This is a genomic window from Phytobacter sp. SCO41 (assembly GCF_003073275.1).
Classification (GTDB): Bacteria; Pseudomonadota; Gammaproteobacteria; order Enterobacterales; family Enterobacteriaceae; genus Phytobacter; species Phytobacter diazotrophicus.
This window is the reverse complement of record NZ_CP027225.1, coordinates 1,616,638-1,635,318: the sequence shown is the minus strand read 5'-3', so window position 1 is coordinate 1,635,318 and position 18,681 is coordinate 1,616,638. Positions and strand designations below refer to the sequence as shown.

18 protein-coding genes are annotated in these 18,681 nt (G+C 48.6%); 3 read left to right on the top strand and 15 right to left on the bottom strand.

The window, feature by feature from the left end; translation table 11 throughout:
- Nucleotides 1-17: 17 nt before the first annotated feature.
- Complete coding sequence (locus tag C5523_RS07915; protein WP_108700899.1) at nucleotides 18-1,184, top strand: tyrosine-type recombinase/integrase; 1,167 nt, start codon at nucleotides 18-20, stop codon at nucleotides 1,182-1,184.
- Here the strand turns inward: C5523_RS07915 and C5523_RS07910 are convergent.
- From C5523_RS07910 to C5523_RS07860, 10 genes are all read right to left on the bottom strand, one after another.
- Entirely contained in the window at nucleotides 1,181-1,894 is a 714-nt protein-coding gene (locus C5523_RS07910; protein ID WP_108700898.1) for a retron Ec48 family effector membrane protein, read from the bottom strand. The genes C5523_RS07915 and C5523_RS07910 overlap by 4 nt on opposite strands.
- Nucleotides 1,884-3,071 (bottom strand): reverse transcriptase family protein, encoded by a 1,188-nt coding sequence (locus C5523_RS07905; protein ID WP_090085157.1) that lies wholly within the window; start codon nucleotides 3,069-3,071, stop codon nucleotides 1,884-1,886. The genes C5523_RS07910 and C5523_RS07905 overlap by 11 nt, the downstream gene beginning before the upstream one ends.
- Before the next feature lie 688 nt (nucleotides 3,072-3,759).
- The gene (locus C5523_RS07895; protein ID WP_090085155.1) at nucleotides 3,760-4,032 is read right to left on the bottom strand and encodes an ogr/Delta-like zinc finger family protein; all 273 of its coding nucleotides are present in this window, start codon (nucleotides 4,030-4,032) and stop codon (nucleotides 3,760-3,762) included.
- A 281-nt stretch (nucleotides 4,033-4,313) separates the two neighbouring features.
- Nucleotides 4,314-7,007 (bottom strand): TOPRIM and DUF927 domain-containing protein, encoded by a 2,694-nt coding sequence (locus tag C5523_RS07890; protein WP_108700896.1) that lies wholly within the window; start codon nucleotides 7,005-7,007, stop codon nucleotides 4,314-4,316.
- A complete protein-coding gene (locus C5523_RS07885) occupies nucleotides 6,998-7,405 on the bottom strand; it encodes a hypothetical protein (RefSeq protein ID WP_108700895.1) in 408 nt (135 codons plus the stop codon). Before C5523_RS07885 ends, C5523_RS07890 begins: the two co-directional genes overlap by 10 nt.
- The gene (locus C5523_RS07880; RefSeq protein ID WP_103244902.1) at nucleotides 7,395-7,634 is read right to left on the bottom strand and encodes a hypothetical protein; all 240 of its coding nucleotides are present in this window, start codon (nucleotides 7,632-7,634) and stop codon (nucleotides 7,395-7,397) included. Before C5523_RS07880 ends, C5523_RS07885 begins: the two co-directional genes overlap by 11 nt.
- Nucleotides 7,631-8,191: a host cell division inhibitor Icd-like protein gene (locus C5523_RS07875; RefSeq protein ID WP_090085147.1), complete on the bottom strand. Its 561-nt coding sequence runs from the start codon at nucleotides 8,189-8,191 to the stop codon at nucleotides 7,631-7,633. Before C5523_RS07875 ends, C5523_RS07880 begins: the two co-directional genes overlap by 4 nt.
- A gap of 123 nt (nucleotides 8,192-8,314) precedes the next feature.
- Nucleotides 8,315-9,319: a P2 family phage major capsid protein gene (locus C5523_RS07870; RefSeq protein ID WP_108700894.1), complete on the bottom strand. Its 1,005-nt coding sequence runs from the start codon at nucleotides 9,317-9,319 to the stop codon at nucleotides 8,315-8,317.
- A 16-nt stretch (nucleotides 9,320-9,335) separates the two neighbouring features.
- A complete protein-coding gene (locus tag C5523_RS07865) occupies nucleotides 9,336-10,205 on the bottom strand; it encodes a hypothetical protein (RefSeq protein WP_108700893.1) in 870 nt (289 codons plus the stop codon).
- 44 nt (nucleotides 10,206-10,249) lie between these two features.
- Nucleotides 10,250-10,471: an AlpA family transcriptional regulator gene (locus C5523_RS07860; RefSeq protein WP_108700892.1), complete on the bottom strand. Its 222-nt coding sequence runs from the start codon at nucleotides 10,469-10,471 to the stop codon at nucleotides 10,250-10,252.
- 978 nt (nucleotides 10,472-11,449) lie between these two features.
- Between C5523_RS07860 and C5523_RS07850 the strand changes: the two genes are divergently transcribed.
- Both C5523_RS07850 and C5523_RS07845 read left to right on the top strand, forming a co-directional pair.
- Entirely contained in the window at nucleotides 11,450-12,025 is a 576-nt protein-coding gene (locus C5523_RS07850) for a phage tail protein (protein WP_039079824.1), read from the top strand.
- Nucleotides 12,026-12,042: 17 nt separating this feature from the next.
- Nucleotides 12,043-12,378 carry a hypothetical protein gene (locus C5523_RS07845; RefSeq protein WP_107224746.1) on the top strand — a complete coding sequence of 112 codons (336 nt, stop codon included), beginning with the start codon at nucleotides 12,043-12,045 and terminating at the stop codon, nucleotides 12,376-12,378.
- A 35-nt stretch (nucleotides 12,379-12,413) separates the two neighbouring features.
- Here C5523_RS07845 and C5523_RS07840 read toward each other — a convergent pair whose 3' ends face one another.
- From C5523_RS07840 to C5523_RS07820, 5 genes are read right to left on the bottom strand one after another with little or no spacing between them, the layout of a single operon-like run.
- Nucleotides 12,414-12,923, bottom strand: coding sequence for a GNAT family N-acetyltransferase (locus C5523_RS07840; RefSeq protein ID WP_197718606.1), 510 nt, complete (start codon nucleotides 12,921-12,923; stop codon nucleotides 12,414-12,416).
- Nucleotides 12,924-12,961: 38 nt separating this feature from the next.
- The gene (locus tag C5523_RS07835; RefSeq protein WP_223878778.1) at nucleotides 12,962-15,061 is read right to left on the bottom strand and encodes an HlyD family efflux transporter periplasmic adaptor subunit; all 2,100 of its coding nucleotides are present in this window, start codon (nucleotides 15,059-15,061) and stop codon (nucleotides 12,962-12,964) included.
- Nucleotide 15,062: 1 nt separating this feature from the next.
- Nucleotides 15,063-16,388, bottom strand: a complete 1,326-nt coding sequence (locus C5523_RS07830) for an efflux RND transporter periplasmic adaptor subunit (protein WP_107224745.1) — start codon at nucleotides 16,386-16,388, stop codon at nucleotides 15,063-15,065.
- A gap of 7 nt (nucleotides 16,389-16,395) precedes the next feature.
- Nucleotides 16,396-17,157, bottom strand: coding sequence for an efflux RND transporter periplasmic adaptor subunit (locus C5523_RS07825; RefSeq protein ID WP_108700889.1), 762 nt, complete (start codon nucleotides 17,155-17,157; stop codon nucleotides 16,396-16,398).
- Nucleotides 17,154-18,674 carry a TolC family protein gene (locus C5523_RS07820; protein ID WP_079496230.1) on the bottom strand — a complete coding sequence of 507 codons (1,521 nt, stop codon included), beginning with the start codon at nucleotides 18,672-18,674 and terminating at the stop codon, nucleotides 17,154-17,156. Before C5523_RS07820 ends, C5523_RS07825 begins: the two co-directional genes overlap by 4 nt.
- Nucleotides 18,675-18,681 lie beyond the last annotated feature (7 nt).

Here is an 18,681-nt window from a genome sequence, read left to right as displayed (position 1 = left end):
ATCTTTTTTCTATACACATGCTGCTATCTGACATCCAAATAAAACGCGCTAAACCTAAAGAAAAACCCTACACCCTCAATGACGGGATGGGGCTATCACTGCTTATAGATACGACTGGCAGTAAGGGCTGGCGCTTTCGTTACCGTTTCGCCGGTAAACCAAAGATGATTTCGTTTGGTGTGTATGGTGAGGTATCACTCGCTGAAGCACGACAAAAGCGCGAGGAATGTCGTTCTATGCTGGCAAAGGGTATTAACCCCAGCGAAGCCCGCAAGGCAGAAAAAATCGCGCTGCAATTCGCCCATGAAAACAGCTTTGAGGCCGTCGCCAGAGAGTGGCACTCGTCAAAAACCACAACATGGTCGCAAGGATATGCGAAAGAGGTTCTGAACTGCCTTGAGAAAGATATTTTCCCCTATATCGGCCAACGTCCCATTGAACAAATCGAACCTTTAGAACTACTAACAGTCCTGCAAAAAATTGAGAAACGAGGCGCACTGGAACAGACCAGCAAAATTCGTCGCCGTTGCGGTGAAGTGCTTCGTTATGCCGTTGCCACTGGCCGGGCAAAATACAATTTCGCTCCCGATCTGGCTATCGCACTCAACAAGCCTAAAACACAACATTTCCCGTTCCTGACAGAAATTGAGCTACCCGCATTTGTTAAAGCTCTGGAGAACTATGAGGGGAGTCTGGTAACGAAATACGCCACGCAGCTGCTGATGCTAACGGGGGTTCGTACCATTGAATTACGTGCGGCAGAATGGAAAGAATTTGATCTTGACAAGGCATTATGGGAAATCCCAAAAGAGCGTATGAAAAAACGCCGCCCACACCTAGTTCCGTTATCCACCCAAGCAATCGACATTCTGAAAAAACTCCAGGTAATCACAGGCAATTACAGCCTCGTTTTTCCTGGCCGTAACGATGCCAGAAAGCCAATGAGTGAAGCTAGTATCAACAAAGTAATCAAGCTGCTTGGGTATCAGGGCCGGTTAACCGGGCACGGCTTCAGACACACTATGAGCACCATCTTGCACGAGCATGGCTTTGAAAGTGCCTGGATTGAAATGCAGCTTGCGCATGTTGATAAAAACTCTATTCGTGGAACTTACAATCATGCGCAATATATCGAATCGAGAAAAAAAATGGTGCAGTGGTATTCGAATAAGATAACAGCTTAGTTATATTTCCTTTCAATCAAGCAAAGTATAATATGTCCAGAAATAAATGTTGAGTTTACCGAGTCAATTATCTCGAGGATCTCCCCTTCAATTTCAACGAATGAGTTCTTTGGTCCTCTGTTAATCTCCAATCCAAAAACCTTCAAGCATGCAATCATCTTCTGTTGATGATCCTTATATCTATAATCCCCGCTCAATGAACTGATATTATCATTAGCCTCATCGATAACTTTTTTCACATTCTTGATGCTTTCTAAATATGAAGAACAGAAAACAAGATCTCCTTTTTTGGAATTAGGAAAGATTTTATTATACCATATATATATATCAACTGAAGATGGCGAAACTCTCTTCCTTTTGGAGACTTCTAAGTTAACAAAATCTCTAAACATATTTATATGAGATATATGATTAGTTATATTGCTATTTCTAATTCCTGTCACGTATGTTTTCAATGCAATATAAGCGCCACCCAAGCCAGTAAGTAATGTAACTAGCCAACCTAAGGCCTGAGCTAGGTTTATCGTACCTTCCATTTTTTTAATCATAAAGCTAATGCAATTACTTTCAAGGCAAAATGGAAGCGAATACATTTCTTGCTTCATCATTGTTTCATGATAAGAATAGCCCAAAATTAACAAGCATACTAAAACAGCAACGCATATAAAAATCCGCAACTGTTTTAATGAAAGATCGTTATCATTCTTCATCAGGCTTAACCTTATTTAACCTAACTCTTAATTGCTTCGCAATCAGTTGAAAAGCCAGGCTTCTATTAATAATTGATATTTTATGGCTGGCCAAATTAAACTTCCTAGAGTACCAATCCTTATCACTAAAACCATTCACATACGAAGTTTCCAAGCTAGCAATAGCTTTTTTACAGGAAATAACATCCTTATAAGAAGGCATTGGATAGATGACTTTAATTTTTTTTAGGAAAATAGGATGCTTTTCATGCCCAACTCTACCGAGTTTATTAACACGACCGAGACACCTATTATATTCCTTTCGAAAAGCAAGACTTGTCCTTGAATTGTTTTTTTCTGATAAGTTAATTAAATTATTCAAAGATGCTCTAATGCGCTTCACTTCATCAGAAGGAAGACGAGGAGTCAAATGGTCAATACGCAAACCATGTACCATTAAAGGAGTCGTAGAATTATGAAACACTCCACTTTTTTCATAGTTCAGTGGTAAATCTTTATCAGCAAGCATGTCTTCAACGTGTTTTCTTATTTGATTAAAATCAAAATCGAAAACTGTCGATGAAATTGTTATATCATCAACTAACCTAGTGTAGGTCAGACCTTTACGTCGCGCTCGCCTAACAACGTGAGTCTCCTTATCATAAAGACATAAAGAAGCAATATAACTAGAGGTCAACGCCCCCTGGACGATAAAATCTCCCTTTGTGCAAAAATCCACTAAATAATCTAATGCGGTGGACTTACATTTAAAAAATGTAGAAAATATATCTGAAACTAACTCTCTATGTATGTTATCAAAAAAATTTCTGATATCAATTTTAAGTATAGACTTGGCTCCACAATGCAGCGAAGCACAGGTTACATAGTCTCTTTTAATAGAGTCTTCATCATCATTATCATTCGGAACTGAGCCAAAAAGAAAATCTGGCCATACAACCAGCTTCCGGAAAATACGTGAATTAATTTTTCTTTGAACTTTTTTAATTTTGTAGTGAGGTTTATAAACAATCCGATTAGTGCCATCCGATTTTGGTACTAAAATTTTTTCATAACGTTTATCAAGTGGAATGGCTCTAATTTCGCGGAGTTCTTCGACAGCGATCCCCAACGTTTTTGAAAGCAATGATAGAGATGAAATTCCTTTAGAACTCGTGTTTTTTGGCAGATCTGAACTCACATCAATCGTCCATAAGAAGAAAATGAGCAAAGTTACTTACGGTCTTCCCATAATCAAGGGTGTGGATTAACAGAGATGCTTACATCAACATTTGTTAGCAGCAGCCTCTGTTTTCCTCGACCGTAAGTAATGCCGTCAGCTACGGCATCGCCGGGGATGGCGACGGTGGTGGCCTCGGAACTTGTCTGGATAAAATCCAAACGCTTTCATTTCTGAAAGCAAAGCTAACAAATTAATAAAGTTGATTGCCGCATTCAAAGCGGAACGCCTGAGCTTGCCCTTAAGTTAGCACCGGACTAACCAAAAAACAATCAAAAGAGACAAAAACGGCACTACACCGCACCCGCCTGCCACTTTCATATCAGTAAAATTTTTCAGTTTTGTTTTTCTACAAACGGGTAAGCCAGCCCGCGCCAGCGCTGGCTCTCTGGCTTAAACCGCAGACTGAAAAAATTGAAACGGATTTCAGTTTTTTTCAGTTTCAGCAATTTCAGTACTTGTGCCACTTTTTCCAGATGATTGTTTCAGAAGGGATTTTTTATTTTATGTCACGATTCAGGAAGAGACAGCACTGAACGCGAAAATTATAAACAGAGTAAATTTAATGAGTTACCACTAAAAAAGACTGAAAAAATTTCTGACCAAATAATCAATGCCGGGCACACTTCCGGGTCCCGGCCAGTCAATATTAAGCCTGCTTTTTTGCCTGTAGCAGAAATGCCAGGGCTTTCGCGCGATCCTCTTCTGGCATGGCATCAATCAGTTCTTTTACCCTTCCCTGTCCCTTGAGGGCGCTGGGGCTGATGGTATGTGAAAAGGACACGTTCATCACAAAGGTGTGGCCACATTCGACATTTGTACAGCTACAGTAAACATCTGCCAGTTGTGGATGCTTACGGTTCGTCTTACGGATTGTTGCACTGGCAAGACATTCAGGGCAGGTCATTTTCATGATGCGCATGCTGTTTCCTTCATTTATTGCCTGCCAGGAATAAAGCTGGCAGAAGTGATTACTGTCTGATTAAACGTGTAACAGTGGTAACACTGGCAACATCATTGTTTTAAAAGAGAAAAAAACGTTACCAGTGCTTTTTTATTAGTGGTAACACGAGGTAACACCTCTAAGATTGTTACCAGTGTTACCAGTCACCCTTTTTAACTGGTAACACCTGAACGCCCTGCGGTGTCTGGTTGTTACCTCTGTTACCAGTGTTACCTCATAAAAATAAGACTCGCGCGGGATTAGTCTTCTTCCGGTTCGCCAAGCACATTAGTGCTGAACTGATACACCCGCTTGAGGCCTATTTCTGGCAGGCGCATGTTTATCTGGGTACGCCCGTCCTTACCTGCTTCAAGCCACCCCGCATTAACACAAAGTCGCGCAACCTTACGGGCATCAAATCCTTTGCAGATTTCCTTCCATCCCGATGGCAGAACATAAAAAGTGGTCACCGTTTCGGTATTCGCGTTTCCTTTGTCCACCTTGCGGAACCCCATCATGGCAACCGGGCGGTTTTTGTCGTCATGCCAGTCAGCAAAACGGCTGTACTGGTTGCGCGTGAAGAAATCACGTACCTGCTCCAGTGCTGCCCTGTCTTCCTGGTTTGCCGAGTGCCCGCGATCTGCCATCCATGCCGCCAGACAACGTTCAGCCGCTGCAAAGGCTTCTCCTTCCGGCCAGCCCGTGATGCCTGCCCGTGTCGCCAGTTCTCCGGCCATAGCGACAAGAGCAAAGCGGGTTACAGCGCGGCCAACCTGATTCCCGGCATCTTCCGGGGTTAATTTTCGCGTGTACTCTTTCAGTAACGCCTTTGCCTGGCTGGTGACCTCCGGCAATGCGTCGGTGATATAACGCAGCCAGTCACGGAAAGGCGCGCCATGAAACTGCGCCACCCCCTGCTCAAGATGCTCAGACAGGGCTTTTCCGCCTGTAAAGCCGTGCAAATCCTCAAATACACCATACTTACCGGAATCACTGGGGATCTGAATCATCCTCACCTCAACTCCGGCATAAGTCCGTTCTCCTGCGCTGGCCGCATGTTCCACCAGTGACAGTTCACCCGTGGAAAGGAAAAGCAGATTCCAGCGGTTTGTTTCACGGACAGAACCATCCGTTCGTGCTCTGGCTTTCCCCTGCCCGTTTGCCAGCATGTAGGCGATATTCCCGGCTTCCCGCCCGTCAACTTCACGGATCTCATCCAGCATCAGCGTGGCATCATTCCGGCGGCTTGCCGTACCTTCGAGCGCGTTTCCCGTTGCGCGCCATGTATGCCAGAAGTCAGTTCCGCCACAGACGGATGCCGCCACTTTCATGGTCGTGGTTTTCCCGTCCGTGGATTCCCCTTTAAGGTGGTATCCACCGCCACCCATCCCCACCAGTTGCAGCAAAGGGGCGGCAAAAGACAGGCTTACACTGAATGCCAGGCGGGCATTCCCCACACAATAACGCCCGATATGTTGCCGCCAGTCGTCTGACGTCCCGTTCACGCGGAAATCCCGCCCCTGTACGCTCGATGTCTGGAGAATCACGGAACGCGCATCCCGTCCGATAACTTCATCCTGGAGAACATACACCCCGCCATGCCACCCGGTTTTATTCACACAGGTGACTTTGTTTTCCGGTTTGCACAGGGAGATGTACTCCATCAGGTGCGCCCGCGCAGCCCCATTAACATTGATATACGAAAGGCCGTTAACCAGAAGTACGCGACGCAGCTCTTCACCGCTACCACCCAGCATTTCCATCGGCATCGCCCATTTGCGGCTGTTCCCGTTCGTGTCATCCCACTCAAGAAGTCGCCCGTAATTACTGCCATCAGCATCGCTCGTAATGGCAGTCACCCGAATAGGGCTGCAAATTTTTATGTTGCGGATTTCGGTATCACCGTCTGATTTATTAACGAGTTTGTCGTACCACAGATACTCCTTTGTCAGACGGAAACCTTCCGGCAGACGGGTCAGCCCTTTGCCGTGGAGGGTCATTTCTTCCCTGAATGCCTCGCGGGCGCGCTCCAGCCCGGCCTCCTGGCGGAAATCATCCCAGTCCGCTTTATGCCGGGTTGGCGGCAGTGTCACCCATCCGCTCACAGCCTTTGCGGCTTTCTCTGCCCAGATGCGCCCGGTATTCTCCTTACCGTCGAGTAAATCGTTATCAGCAGCCATAACGATCCGCGTATCAGGCCATTTCTGCCTGATCCTCTCTGCCACCCTGACCAGATTAGTGGCCGCCACAGCGGCAACCACCCAGCCGGAGGACAACAGCGATGCTGTGAGTGCCGTGGCAAAACCTTCGGTGATAATGACCTGCTCAGGAGGATTTGTGGGTATGTCAGTCAGTGCAATAAACGCCCCGGTAAGCTGGCTGCCCGGCAGAAGGTTTTTCTCCCCCTCAGGACTGATGAGCTGTCCACCCGTAATTACCCCGTCAATATCAGTCAGGGCAAGGAGAAGAGAACCTGCCGGGAATCCGGTTCCGGCTACCGTCACGGGATGCCCCAGCAGGGCTGCCACATGGCCAAACAGTCCGCGCGCGGTAAGATAAGGGGTTTCCCCCTGGGCTGATGTTTTCTCTAACTGGTGAAAACGTGCTTTGCCATTCGCTTTCCGTACCGCTTCATTTCTGGCAGGCACAACGGGTTTGTTGCCAGCTTCCGGCATGGACAATGTTCCGGCGACCAGGCCAGAGACTTCCAGTACACTCTTGCCTGTAACAAGACGAATAAGATCCAGTCCGTCACCATTACCGCACTGGTTACAGAACCAGGTTCCCCGTCCTTCCTTATCATCCAGACGAAAACGGTCAGTTCCGCCGCATTTCGGGCAGGCTCCGTGTCGGTGCCCTGCCGGAACGGTAATACCGAGCGCTGAAAGGATATGTGGCCAGCGGCCACGGGCAGCAGTGGAAATCTCAGTAACAGTTTGCTGTCTCACTGGCATTTCTCCCCTTCTTCACAACGCACAAATTCATAACCAGCGGGCAGTTCACCATCCGGGGCACCAAAAATAATGTCGCGGTACACCTCCCGCATTTCGGTGACACCTTCCACGGACAGGCGTAATGCTTCACCCATAAAGCCAGGCACCAGCATTCTTTCAAGCATTTCAGCCGCAAGTCTGCTGCCATCTTCTGCCCCGAATTCGTCCATCCAGGGGGCTTCAATGTGAAAAAGAATATTCAGGGCAACTTTTTCAGCCGTCAGAATCACCGTTTCCCCGTCTTCAACATAGACAGGCCTGCCATTCACACGGGTCATGAGGGAAATAAATGCATCAGCCACATAACGGCGTAATAGCGCAGTGCGAAAAGCCGGAGACATGATTGTTTCACTGGTCATGACAGCCTCCCTGTAGGGTGCTGGTTTCTTTCACAACGCCATCGAGCAGTTCAGCAAAACAGGCAAACATAGCGGCCACGCCCTCAGAGGACACCGTATTTACGCCGGAACTGTCTTTGCCTGATAACGCATCAGCCAGAAACTCACTGGCCAGCGCAACTCTCAGCAGACGGTTTTCCCCTTCGTCGGACAGGGTGCAAGGCAAACATTGCTGATTAAGGTGTTTCATGCGTTCACCTCCAGTGGCAGACGTCCGGCAAAACACAGGATGAAGTCAGCGACAAGACGCAGCCGTGCATCATGTTCATTGCATGCAGTGATGCGAACAGGAAAAGGACGCGAGGTGGAGTCAGCACGGCGAACAGCAAGAAAAAGAAAGGTAAATTCTGGTTGAAAAAAAACAGGGATCGTAGCCATAGCGGCAACCTCCGTTAGATAGCGGTTAACGCCACCACCGGAGTTCCTACGCTCATGGGTGGTAGCCCGGACGGGGGTAGGAATACCGGCTCTAACGGATACCGGCCAGCCCGAAAGCTGCCCCGCCCGGACTACCATAATTTTGACAATGTGGCGTAAGAGGCAAATGAACGCCATAAAACACCACACCATAAAAAACAGGTGTGCCAGAGCTGCGACATAAAAAAACACGCCAGGCGCGTGTTGTGTCGCCGTTAGATTACACGGGTTCCTACGCCCGGTTGCCGATTTTGCGGCAACGCCAAAACTATAGCCTGCCGGATTAAGGCTACGCAAGAAATTTATAACCGAATTTATTGTATTGTTCATTTTTGAAAATCCTGGCATCCTGAATATTCTTATAGGGTTTGCCACCCTGTAGGTTTCATTTTCTACCTGTGTAAGTTCTCAAAGCCCGCTAAATAATCAGCGGGCTTTTTATTTGCAGGAATATTACTCAACGAGAGAAATAGCGCTCTCATCAACAGCAGCATAGAGTTCCGGATTGCCCAGGGCATAACCTTCATTGCGAAGATATGAATGCCCATACTCACATTTCTCTTCATCGAACTCAGCGCGAAGTAACCGCGTGTTCACCTGAGTATAAATATGCAGATTACTGAGTGTGGTCACAGCAAGGCGTTTACCGGGCATGAAGGGCGGAATAAAGGCAAAGCGTCCTGCAATGGAACTGGTGGCCATCTGAGCAGCACTCACATTTGCGGGACGATCCGCCGCATTGAACAAGCGCAGGCGTTGTTGTGCAGCCAGTTCAGCACCAACCAGCACGACAAGGCGAGGGTCTTCCCTGTACGGTTCGGCAATCACATTAGTAATAAGATGGTTTGCCAGCAAATCGATATTTTTCCAGTTACCACTTTCACCCAGTGATACTGGTTCGCTAATGATTTGTTTACCCTCAGCGTATTCTTTTACCAGTGCATGCCAGCCAATATTGATATCTTCGCCTTTTTTATTTTTCTCGGGATCGGTAGTATCGGCAATAGCGACACCATTGAAGCCTGTACGCAACATATCAAGCGAGTATGCCTGGCTAAAAAATTCGTCCATCACATCATCAAAGTTACCTGCGTTGCCCAGATTATAAATATCTGACATCTCCGCGTAAGTGATCGCCGCACTGGTATCTGTTTCAGAAAGCCAGAATTCTGTGCCATTAATCGCCACTCTTTTACGGAAACGACCATTAGCCACACGTCCGGTATGTAATTCGCTGGCACCTATATTTATAGCATTGCCAGAGATTTCGTTTACATCACGTAACGTAATCTGGCCCATCATCCAGCCAGACTCCAGTATTGACGCTCGCAGAATATTTTCTTTTTTGGGAGTCAGAAAGAAACGACGCCCTTCCTGATAAGAACTACTGGCAGTAGCTGTTAATTTCTCATGATACAGACGTGCAGCGTCCGGCTTTTCATTTTTAAAAGCAAACATATAACCACCTTTTTAATTAACTTGAGAAGATTCTTTTTTTATAACTGTCACGTTTATTTCTTTCACTGACATGTAATACATATTCATCTGCACTCACCAGTGCACGCAGCAAGGCATTATCAGCATGATAATAATGTTGATATGCCTGAGATTTTAAAAGGCCACCATTATCCAGCTCATAGCGATCTGTAGGAGGGATACATTTTTTAATAATCTCTCTAATGGCTGTTGTTAGTTCATCAAGAGCCTCAAGAGTAAATCTTACAGCATTTGCAACATCACTTTTCTGTAAAGCTCTTATTAATTCTGCTGAAACATGGGTTGCCTTATGAAACGAATGGAGCAACGGTAAATTAATCCCCTTACCGATACAGACAGCCTCAGCAACCAGTAAACCTGCAATTGACCTGAACTGCGTGACACGCTCGCTCTGTTCAGAAAAACGACTCTTCGCCATTTGATATTGGTGTTCTGCATCAGCAAGTTCCGCATGCCCCGCCTTACGTGATTTCACTTCTGAAATACTTCGGCTTGCTCCAGTAGCCTGGTGAATGGCAGCGTTTGCTTCATCAACGGCGCGATTACGAATGCCTAATTCTTTCTCTTCAACTTTGCATAACTTAGAGCAACGAGAAAGCAATAAGTTAATTTCTTCTGCCGTTGCTGCGGTATCCGGAATTCTTAGCCCTGTAATAGAAGTGAGTTTTTCACCTTCGGCTCGAAGTTTATTGAGCGTAAAAATCTCAATAATACGGGATACACAAGCCGCATCAGAATGTGACTCGTTAAAATTAATGACTTTATAACCAGAAATAACTGAATTGAAATTACTTTTAGTATAATCAAAGGCGAGCACACCCGCCCCAAGGTTTTCATGGATTAACATTTATAGCCCTTCGCATTAAAATAAATTAGAGGCGCACCTGCCGACTAACAACCACGCTGATTGATGTTCTTTAAAATCCACTCCTGAATTTCATCTTCCAACCACGCAACAGAACGAGTACCTATTGATAATTGAGCAGGGAACTGCTTATTCTTCATTTTTAGATATATTGTGGATTTCGGCAGCCCGGTTAAATTCATAACATCTGAAATCCTCAACAACCTTAGATTCCCTTTGGGTGAATTTAACTGAGGTAATAGACTCATAGCTATTTCCTTTATGTTAGATCTGGATTTATTAAGACTTCATTAGCTCCGTTTGGATGAAACTATATTTACATATAAAGAATGTTTGGTAAAGGTGGCTACTTTTCTGAGTGGAATGGGGTTGAAAAAAACGAATGCTATTGAATGCTGTTGAATATAGGCCAATATAGGTCAATATGCCTAAATACTACTCAACACCTGCCGCTAGTATACACCCCTAGAACATGTAAAGAATTGTAAATAAAAAATTCAGTGCTTATTACAAATAATTCGATGTACGTATAAGAATGCGTATAAAACAAAAGCAACAGACAAAAATAATCATTTAAATTCATATAGATAAAAAACATAATCGATTCCTGCAGGGACACCATACACACCTCTCCTGATCTCTGGCGAAACCGCTCTTCCCGACGTATGCCCATATGCCATGCCATCATTTGTGGGTCATCATGTTCTTCATTTCCAGGTTTACCTTTTAACTAACTAAAGACAAATTTATCTGATATCGGCTAAATCAGTACTGATAAGCCCTTGTTGTTATGATAGCTACACCGACCTGCTTATCATTATCGGATATCGCCGGAACAACGCATTGCGATTCAGACCCGCTATGACCTGAGCGGTTAATATGCGCAAGGCGGCAGACATTCTCAGGCATACATCCATGTAAAGCCATTCGGATGAGATCAATGTCAATATTTTCTATTTATCAGGATAAGCATCCGCCAAAAAATGCTTTCCCTTATTCATTATTTTTAATCTGACACTCTTACTTAATACAACAACTCCCGGAATAGCCCAAATCGTATGTAAATATCCAGCCCCACTTTTTTTAATGTAGCGACAGTACAATATTCATAAAGCAGTGCTTTAGCGTAAATTATTCGACAAATGGCAATAACAAGCCACACTTTTAATGTTGTTTGCTCGCATCTTTCCAGCTCTGCACATTTCAACACCAATAAGGAGTTAGTTATGGACTGTTATATGGGAACAATTCTTCCTTTTGCTTTTAACTACGCACCAAGCTATTTTGATTTCTGCAATGGGCAACAATATAGAGTTTCGCAATATCAGGCGCTTTTCGCTTTGTTGGGCAAATTTTACGGTGGTGATGGCGCAACAACGTTTAACCTGCCTAATCTCCAGGGGCGAATGCCTATTGGTTTCGGTCAGCTACAAACGGTTATTCATAACATGGGCGATACTGGTGGCACTGCCAATGTTCAGTTGTCTACGGCAAATATGCCAGCACACACGCATACCCCCGCTTTACAGGTAAAATTACAGGCCAGCGGCACTGCCAACCCCACAACACCGGCCAGTATCCCCTCAGCACAGGCGCCTTTCATTGGTGCATCCGGCGGCGGCACGGGGCTGGCAACCATCTGGTCAACCACACTAAAAGATCCTGTAGACGTCGGCGGTACCAGTATTACGGGTCAACTGAACCCTACAGGCGGGAATGTCCCTGTATCTGTCATGAACCCATTTCTGGCGATTAACTTCTGTATCGCAGTCACCGGAATATTTCCCATGCGCAATGATTAACATATCCAGAGGGTCTTATGCTGGAAGAAATTAACAGCCACTTATTTACATCTTTTATTGGGAAAACCTGTACGATGGATGCTGATAATGGTATGGCGTTAACTTTATCAGTGCAGTCCGTCACATTGCTACCAAGAGCACAAATGCCTACGAAGCGGAATATATCACGCACTCCGTTTATTGTAGAATTGCAGGCCACGGCAAATACACCGCTGGTGAATGTCTATGGCATCTTACGATTACCTGAAACCACTGAACATCAGGAGGTAAAAATAGAAGGCGTCAATATCAACCGTACTCTGGAAATGGGAAGAGATCCTGCTTACAGTTATTTCCAGCTCATTTTTAATTAACGCCCTGGCGCAGAAAAATTTCTGCGCCAATATAATTAGCTGTCTGAGGGGTACCACACCCATTTATCCGCAACTGCACCTTGTTCCTCACACCGAAATCCCAGCGCCAGATATAACCGTTGGGCATCGTGATTCATTCGCCAGACGGTAGCACTGAGCGGGCAGCCGACTTTACGGGCAGCAACCTGTAGTTGCTGTAATATCAGGCGTCCGTAACCTTGTCCACGCGCTTGCGGCAACATAGCAATGAATATCACCCTTGCCTCATTAAGACCAAAATCGACCATCACGGTGCCGACATTCGAACCTGCACGCTCCACCATAAAATGCATGGCATTAGGGTGCTGTTCACCGCTGGATTGCTGCATCATATACCACTGTTGCTGGCGTACGGTCTCTATAAGCGCCTGTTCCCCATCAATCCACTGCAAATCAGGTCTGGCACTCTGATAAATTTGCTCAATCAATGGCATATCCGATGTGCGTGCAGGCCGCAAAGATAAGACATCTATAGACTTCGAAACCACGGGCTTAGACACCATCATGACTCCTTTATGAAAGGTAAATCCTGCCTCCAGACGGATTACAACCCCGCCTCCCGACCCAGACTGACCACCAGCCACTGCCAGGCACGTTGTAAAAAACTATGATGTTCACTCTGTAACACCACTTTTCCGGCCATCTCACGCTCTGGCGAAAGGCGTGTTTCGCAGGCGTCCAGACGAACGCGGAAAATGGTGTTAATGGGCACCAGACGCTCATTAATGATCTGCACCGGAATGCCACCGCCATACACCGATGCCAGCAACGGTTGGTCAAGCGTCGTTTGGTTAAGCCTGTCAACCTGGCCGACTTTACAGCGAATCGCACTTGTTTCACCGCTGTCCGGCACAAAGAATGCAGCATCGCCAGGGCGCAGGGTCGTGACCGTATCTTCATCCACCCAACCTTCACCACGCATACCCTCTTTACCCAGAACTTGCATCAACCGTTCGCCCTGAACCACTACGGTGCCAAGCTTTAACGTATCGCTGGCATCCGCTATACGTCCGGCGAAAGGGGCGGTTAATGTCAGTCGCGCTTGCTGACGTAATAAACTTTCGATTTGCTGCTGAGCGGCCAGCGCCAGCTTTTTCAGTGCCGCACCTTGTTCATCAAGCCCCTTTGAAAAAGGCTGCTGAGCAACCTGCCAGGCCAGATTCGCAGCGATAACCTTAGCCTGCGCTATCTGGTAATCAAGGCTGTCCGACGTCAATACCGCCAGTACCTGCCCTTGTTGCACCCAGTCGCCATCATGCACATTCACCTGCCCGACTAACGCATCCTCTGGCACATAAATAGCCTGAGATTGTCCCGCGTCCATCACGGCGGGTGCCGAAACGCCCCGCTGCCATGGCACGGCCAAAAAAAGCACTATCACAGTCAGGAAAAACAACGTGCGCCAGGTTCTCAATCCCCAGCGTAAATCATGGCGCCGCCGCCACCAAACCTGTAATTCATTAACAAAGGGTCGCACCACAAACCACCCCAGTTCCACCATCAGTAATATTATCCCCAGCGTTTTAAAAAAAAGGTGATAAACCAAAAACGCGATGGAGGTGAAAATGACCAGGCGGTATAACCAGGTCAGCCAGGCAAAAATAAGTAAACCACGTCGCCGTGAAGCAGAGAAATGCTCTGGCTCGGGATCATCAAGCCCCAACAACACTCGTCTCAAGTGCCAGCGTGCCAACGCGAAGGACCTGGCGTGTAGATTTGGCATCTGCAGCAGGTCCGATAACAGAAAATAGCCGTCGAACCGCATAAAGGGGCTGGCATTAATAGCCAGCGTCGCCAGCCAGGTTGTGCTGGCTAAGAGAAAAATACCGGCGCGAAACGGGCTATCGGGTAAGAAACACCAGAGTAACGTCGCGCAGGAGGCCAGCGTCAGTTCAGCCATCATTCCGGCGCCGCCAATCAATAATCGTTGCCGACGCGACGGTAATTTCCACGCATCATTGGTATCGGTATACAGCACCGGGACCATCACCAAAAAAGCGATCCCCATGGCGGGCACGCGGCACCCAAAATGGCGGGCGGTAAACGCATGTCCCAGTTCGTGAACCACTTTAGCGACACTCAGGGCCACCGCAATCCCTACCGCCGCCATCCAGCCGCCATAACTTGAAAACGTATGCGTGAAGGCATCCCACTGCTGAGACACCATAAACAAGCCGCTCAGGGTTATCAGCGCCATTAGCCACCAGAATCCCGGGCGAAAAACCCAACTGATCCAGGGTAACAAGCGAGCCAGAAGCGCATCCGGGTGAACCAGAGGAATACGGAAAAACAGATAATGGCTGAGCAGCCAGGATAAATAACCGCGATGGCGATGCTGATGCAAACGCCACAGCTCTTCGCTCGACTCTGTTTGCAGTAACTGATTTTCGCGCAGAAATTGCACCAGGTGGTGGATATCGTGCATATCCAGCGTCAATGTGGTTTGCGTATTGACGGCCTTCATCAGGCGCCCGGCATCCCGTGCTCCCCAGCGTGACAGCATCTCAAAACTGGCCCACCCCAGCAGGAAAAAACGGTTTGCCGCCGGGTCGTGCAGCACCCAACCTGGCGAGCCATCCTGCTGATCCGGCCCGGCATGCAGGGTCAGTTCCTGACGCAGTGGAGGAAGCAGGAAATTATCCATGCTACCACCCAAGCCACTGTCGGGCGGCGGTCAAAGGACGCCGCAGAGCATAGTAGCCCAAAGGAACCCAGTCGCCATAAATACGCGCGGTGCCCATCTGCCCAATCATGGGTGTCTGTTTTGGCGCAAGGAATTTGGCCTGCAGGCGATAGCTCAGCACGTTGCCATCACTGACCTCTGCTTTATACGCTATTCTTACCAGGGTCGCGTCAAAGGCGCTAAAGGGCGATGCGTTTGGGTAAAGAGTGACTTTCGCCCCCGGTTGCAGATGAATAGCATCTGCCGCGGGTAACCAGGCCGCCAGCTCCACATGTTCCGGATCGGCCAGGGTCATCACTTTCTCACCAACGTTAACTGCTTTTCCCTGCCATTCCTCAGCATCGGAAAACACCACCACGCCGCTGCCCGGCGCCGTCACGTTAAGTTTATCCAGCGCCTTTCCGGCATAGTCGGCCGAGATGTCTTTTGCCGCCAGACGAGATTTATCCTCAGCCAGTTCCAGCTTATTCTTGTCGCTGGTCACCGCCATCTGCGCACTGATCCGAAAGCGCTCTTTTGCCGCCAGCGCCTCCTGTTTTGCCAGGGCGAACTGCCCGGCCAGTACCGTTGCGTCCAGGGCGAAAAGCGCCGTTCCCTTCTGCACCACCTGATTCGGCTGTACCAGCACTTTATCGATAACCCCAACTACGGGAGCACGAATTAGCTCGGGATCCGATGGCACCACCTCTGCCCGCGCAAGCACACTCATCCGCACGGGTATACATAACAGGAGCAGCGGCGCCAGCAGCCACCATTTACGACGCGGCGACGCTTTCAACCAGGCCTGAAATTTCTGACGGCTATTCAGGTGAGGCAGATGCTGAACCAGCGCAAAACGGTAGCCGTGGATCAGTTCCTGGGCCAGATGGAGGGTTTCGTCATCCCAGGGCTCATCGCTGGCAAACAGTAATGCCCCCGCAGATCCCAACGGGAACCAGACGGCATGGGCGGGTAGCCACTGAGACCAGTCCGCAGCCAGAGACTCAGGTAAAGCCGCAGCCGTTAACGCCACATACGGCGGCAATTCAGGGTGGTGTTGATAAAGAAATCGAAAAACGCCGCTTAACCACTGTAAATAGGGTGACGTGGCGTCAGCTTCCGCAAGCCCGGAGACGGAAACAACCTGACGGCGCAGCCCCTCCTGCCAGAACGCCGCCTGGCGATAAACCAACAACTGGCGGGACTCATTCACCATAATGAATCCCAGACGTAGCGGACTTTGCGCCTCTCGCGCCAGATGAAGAAGATGCAGCAGTACCGCCAGCCCGTTATGTTGCGCTTGTTCCATATCAACCTTAATTAAAGTTTGCCCACCCACTCATACCGGGTAACAAATTCTCCGCATTCCCGGTGATAACGCCAATCACCGGAATGGTCTGGCTGACAGGGTCGATTTGCGCGCCTGTACGATTGATTTTTGCCGGGAAGGTCTGCCCCAACTCATCAATCGTCACCTGGAATGTGGCACCGGCGTTTAAGCGCGGTAGCCATTTTGACGGCACCAGCATACGTAACTCCAAATCCTGGGTTGCCACAATATCGAGTACCGGTGCGCCTGGGGTCATATACTGCCAGGCGGCGGCATGTCGTTTTGAAACACGCCCATCAAAAGGTGCTGTGATCGTGCATTTTGAGACCAGCGTTTGCATATAGCTGACATCTGCCGCCGCCTCATCAAGCTTTCCTTTTGCCTGGGTCAATTCCAGGGTGCCGACAGAATTGTATTTCGCCAGTTGATTGTTCACTTTCAGCAACTGGCTGGCGGCCTCCTGCACGGCCTGCGCCTTACGCAGTTGCGCGCGATAGGTCGCACAATCGAACTCAATCAGTGTCTGGCCCTGTCGAAAGCTGTCGCCTTCCGATACTTTAAGTGCGGCAATGCGCGCCGCGACTTCGCCGGAGAGCGTTACCGCATGAGGAGAGAGCAGTTCAACACGAATCCCGCCATCACTACTGCCTGACGGCGTGCTCTCCGGCGTCGGCGATGAGCCGGTCGTTGCGCCAACCGCGCTGGCGCTCAGGACGCCCGCCATCAACCACAGCGCGTATTTTTTCATTGTTTATCGCCTGCCATTTGCTTATTTACGCGGGCTGTAACGCCTTTAAAGGCTTGATCCAATGAGGCAATATCATATCCACGCGTATCTTCCGGCAAAGGATCAAGCCCAAGGCTGGCCCCCATTTGTCCGTAGGCGTTTTGTAATGCGCCATAGGACTGATAGAGCCGTAATGATGAGTAGACTGCGTTAGCATCAGCCAGAATACCCTGCAAACGTGCCGATGCGCCGCTCTCTACCGCATGGCGTGTCTGCTCGTAAATCGTTTGATCAACCGTATTCAACTGGCGTTCCAGTTCAAACTGTTTGGTTTTACCTTCATAATCCAGCCAGGCGATATTCACCTGAGTCAGCACCGCCATGCTCAACGCCAGGCGCTGGGCATCGTTGACTTGTTTTTCCGCCTCAGCCGCTTTGGTAATCGGCCCGGCATTAAACAGATTGAGCAGATTCCAGCTCACACGTAACCCGGCATATCCCCAGGCATTGTTTGTCAGGAATTTATTGCTGTCATAGCTTTGCCCAACGCTTAACTCAATACCCGGTAATAGTTTGGCGATCGCTTTACGGGTTTCCAGTGCGCTGATGCGCTGGCTGTAATTCGCTTCCACCATTTCAGGACGGTTAAGCAGAGCGATATCTTCCATCTTATCGACGGGGATACCCAACTTAGGTACTGGCATATCATCAGATACCGCGACACTGAAATCGAGCCCAGGGGAAATGTTCATTAATGCTGCCAGCCGCGGTTTTGCCTGAGCCAGCGCGCTGCGCACCGCCGTTAGCTGGCGAATAACATCCAATAACTGACGCTGATAATTCAGGGCTTCCAGCGGGGAACGCAGTTTTAAGCTTTCGACCTCCCTGGCATCTTCCAGCGCGGACTGGGCCTGAGCAAGAAGGGTATCGATTCGCCCTTGTAACTGCTGCGCGCCTGCGGCCTGCCACCATGCTTCGCGCACTTGCTGAACCAACTGTTGCCCTACCCGGCGTTTACGTTGTTCCAGAATCAAAACGCGATCAGCCTGTTGCTGCGCGGTGTAATAACTCACGCCAAAATCCAGCACGTTCCAGCTCAGGCTTAAATCCGCCATGCGGTCCTGTTTTTCGGTTGAGATAGACGGAGCAAGGGATTGTTCGCCAGTGGCGATATTTTGCGATGAAGAGGCGTTGTCTTTATCCCTGGCGGTATAACCGGCAGAGGCGGCAAGTTTGGGCAACATATCCAGATTCGCCACATCCAACTGACGTTGTCCCATGGCCTCTTCCATGAGCTTGACGCGGTAATCCATATTGTATTTCAGCGCCCGGGCCATGGCGTTTTCCAGAGTGACCGGCGCTGATATTTTTTCCTGGCTGCCAAACAGCGTTTGTTTATCGGCGGCGGCGGTGGCCTGCCGCTCTTGCAGGCTCACAGGATGCGGCTTGACCATACAGCCTGACAGCAGCAGAGCGACCGCGACAGGGAGAAGGACAAACCGGCCTGGATGACGTTGTGCGGATAACGTACCTTGCATGCTACCA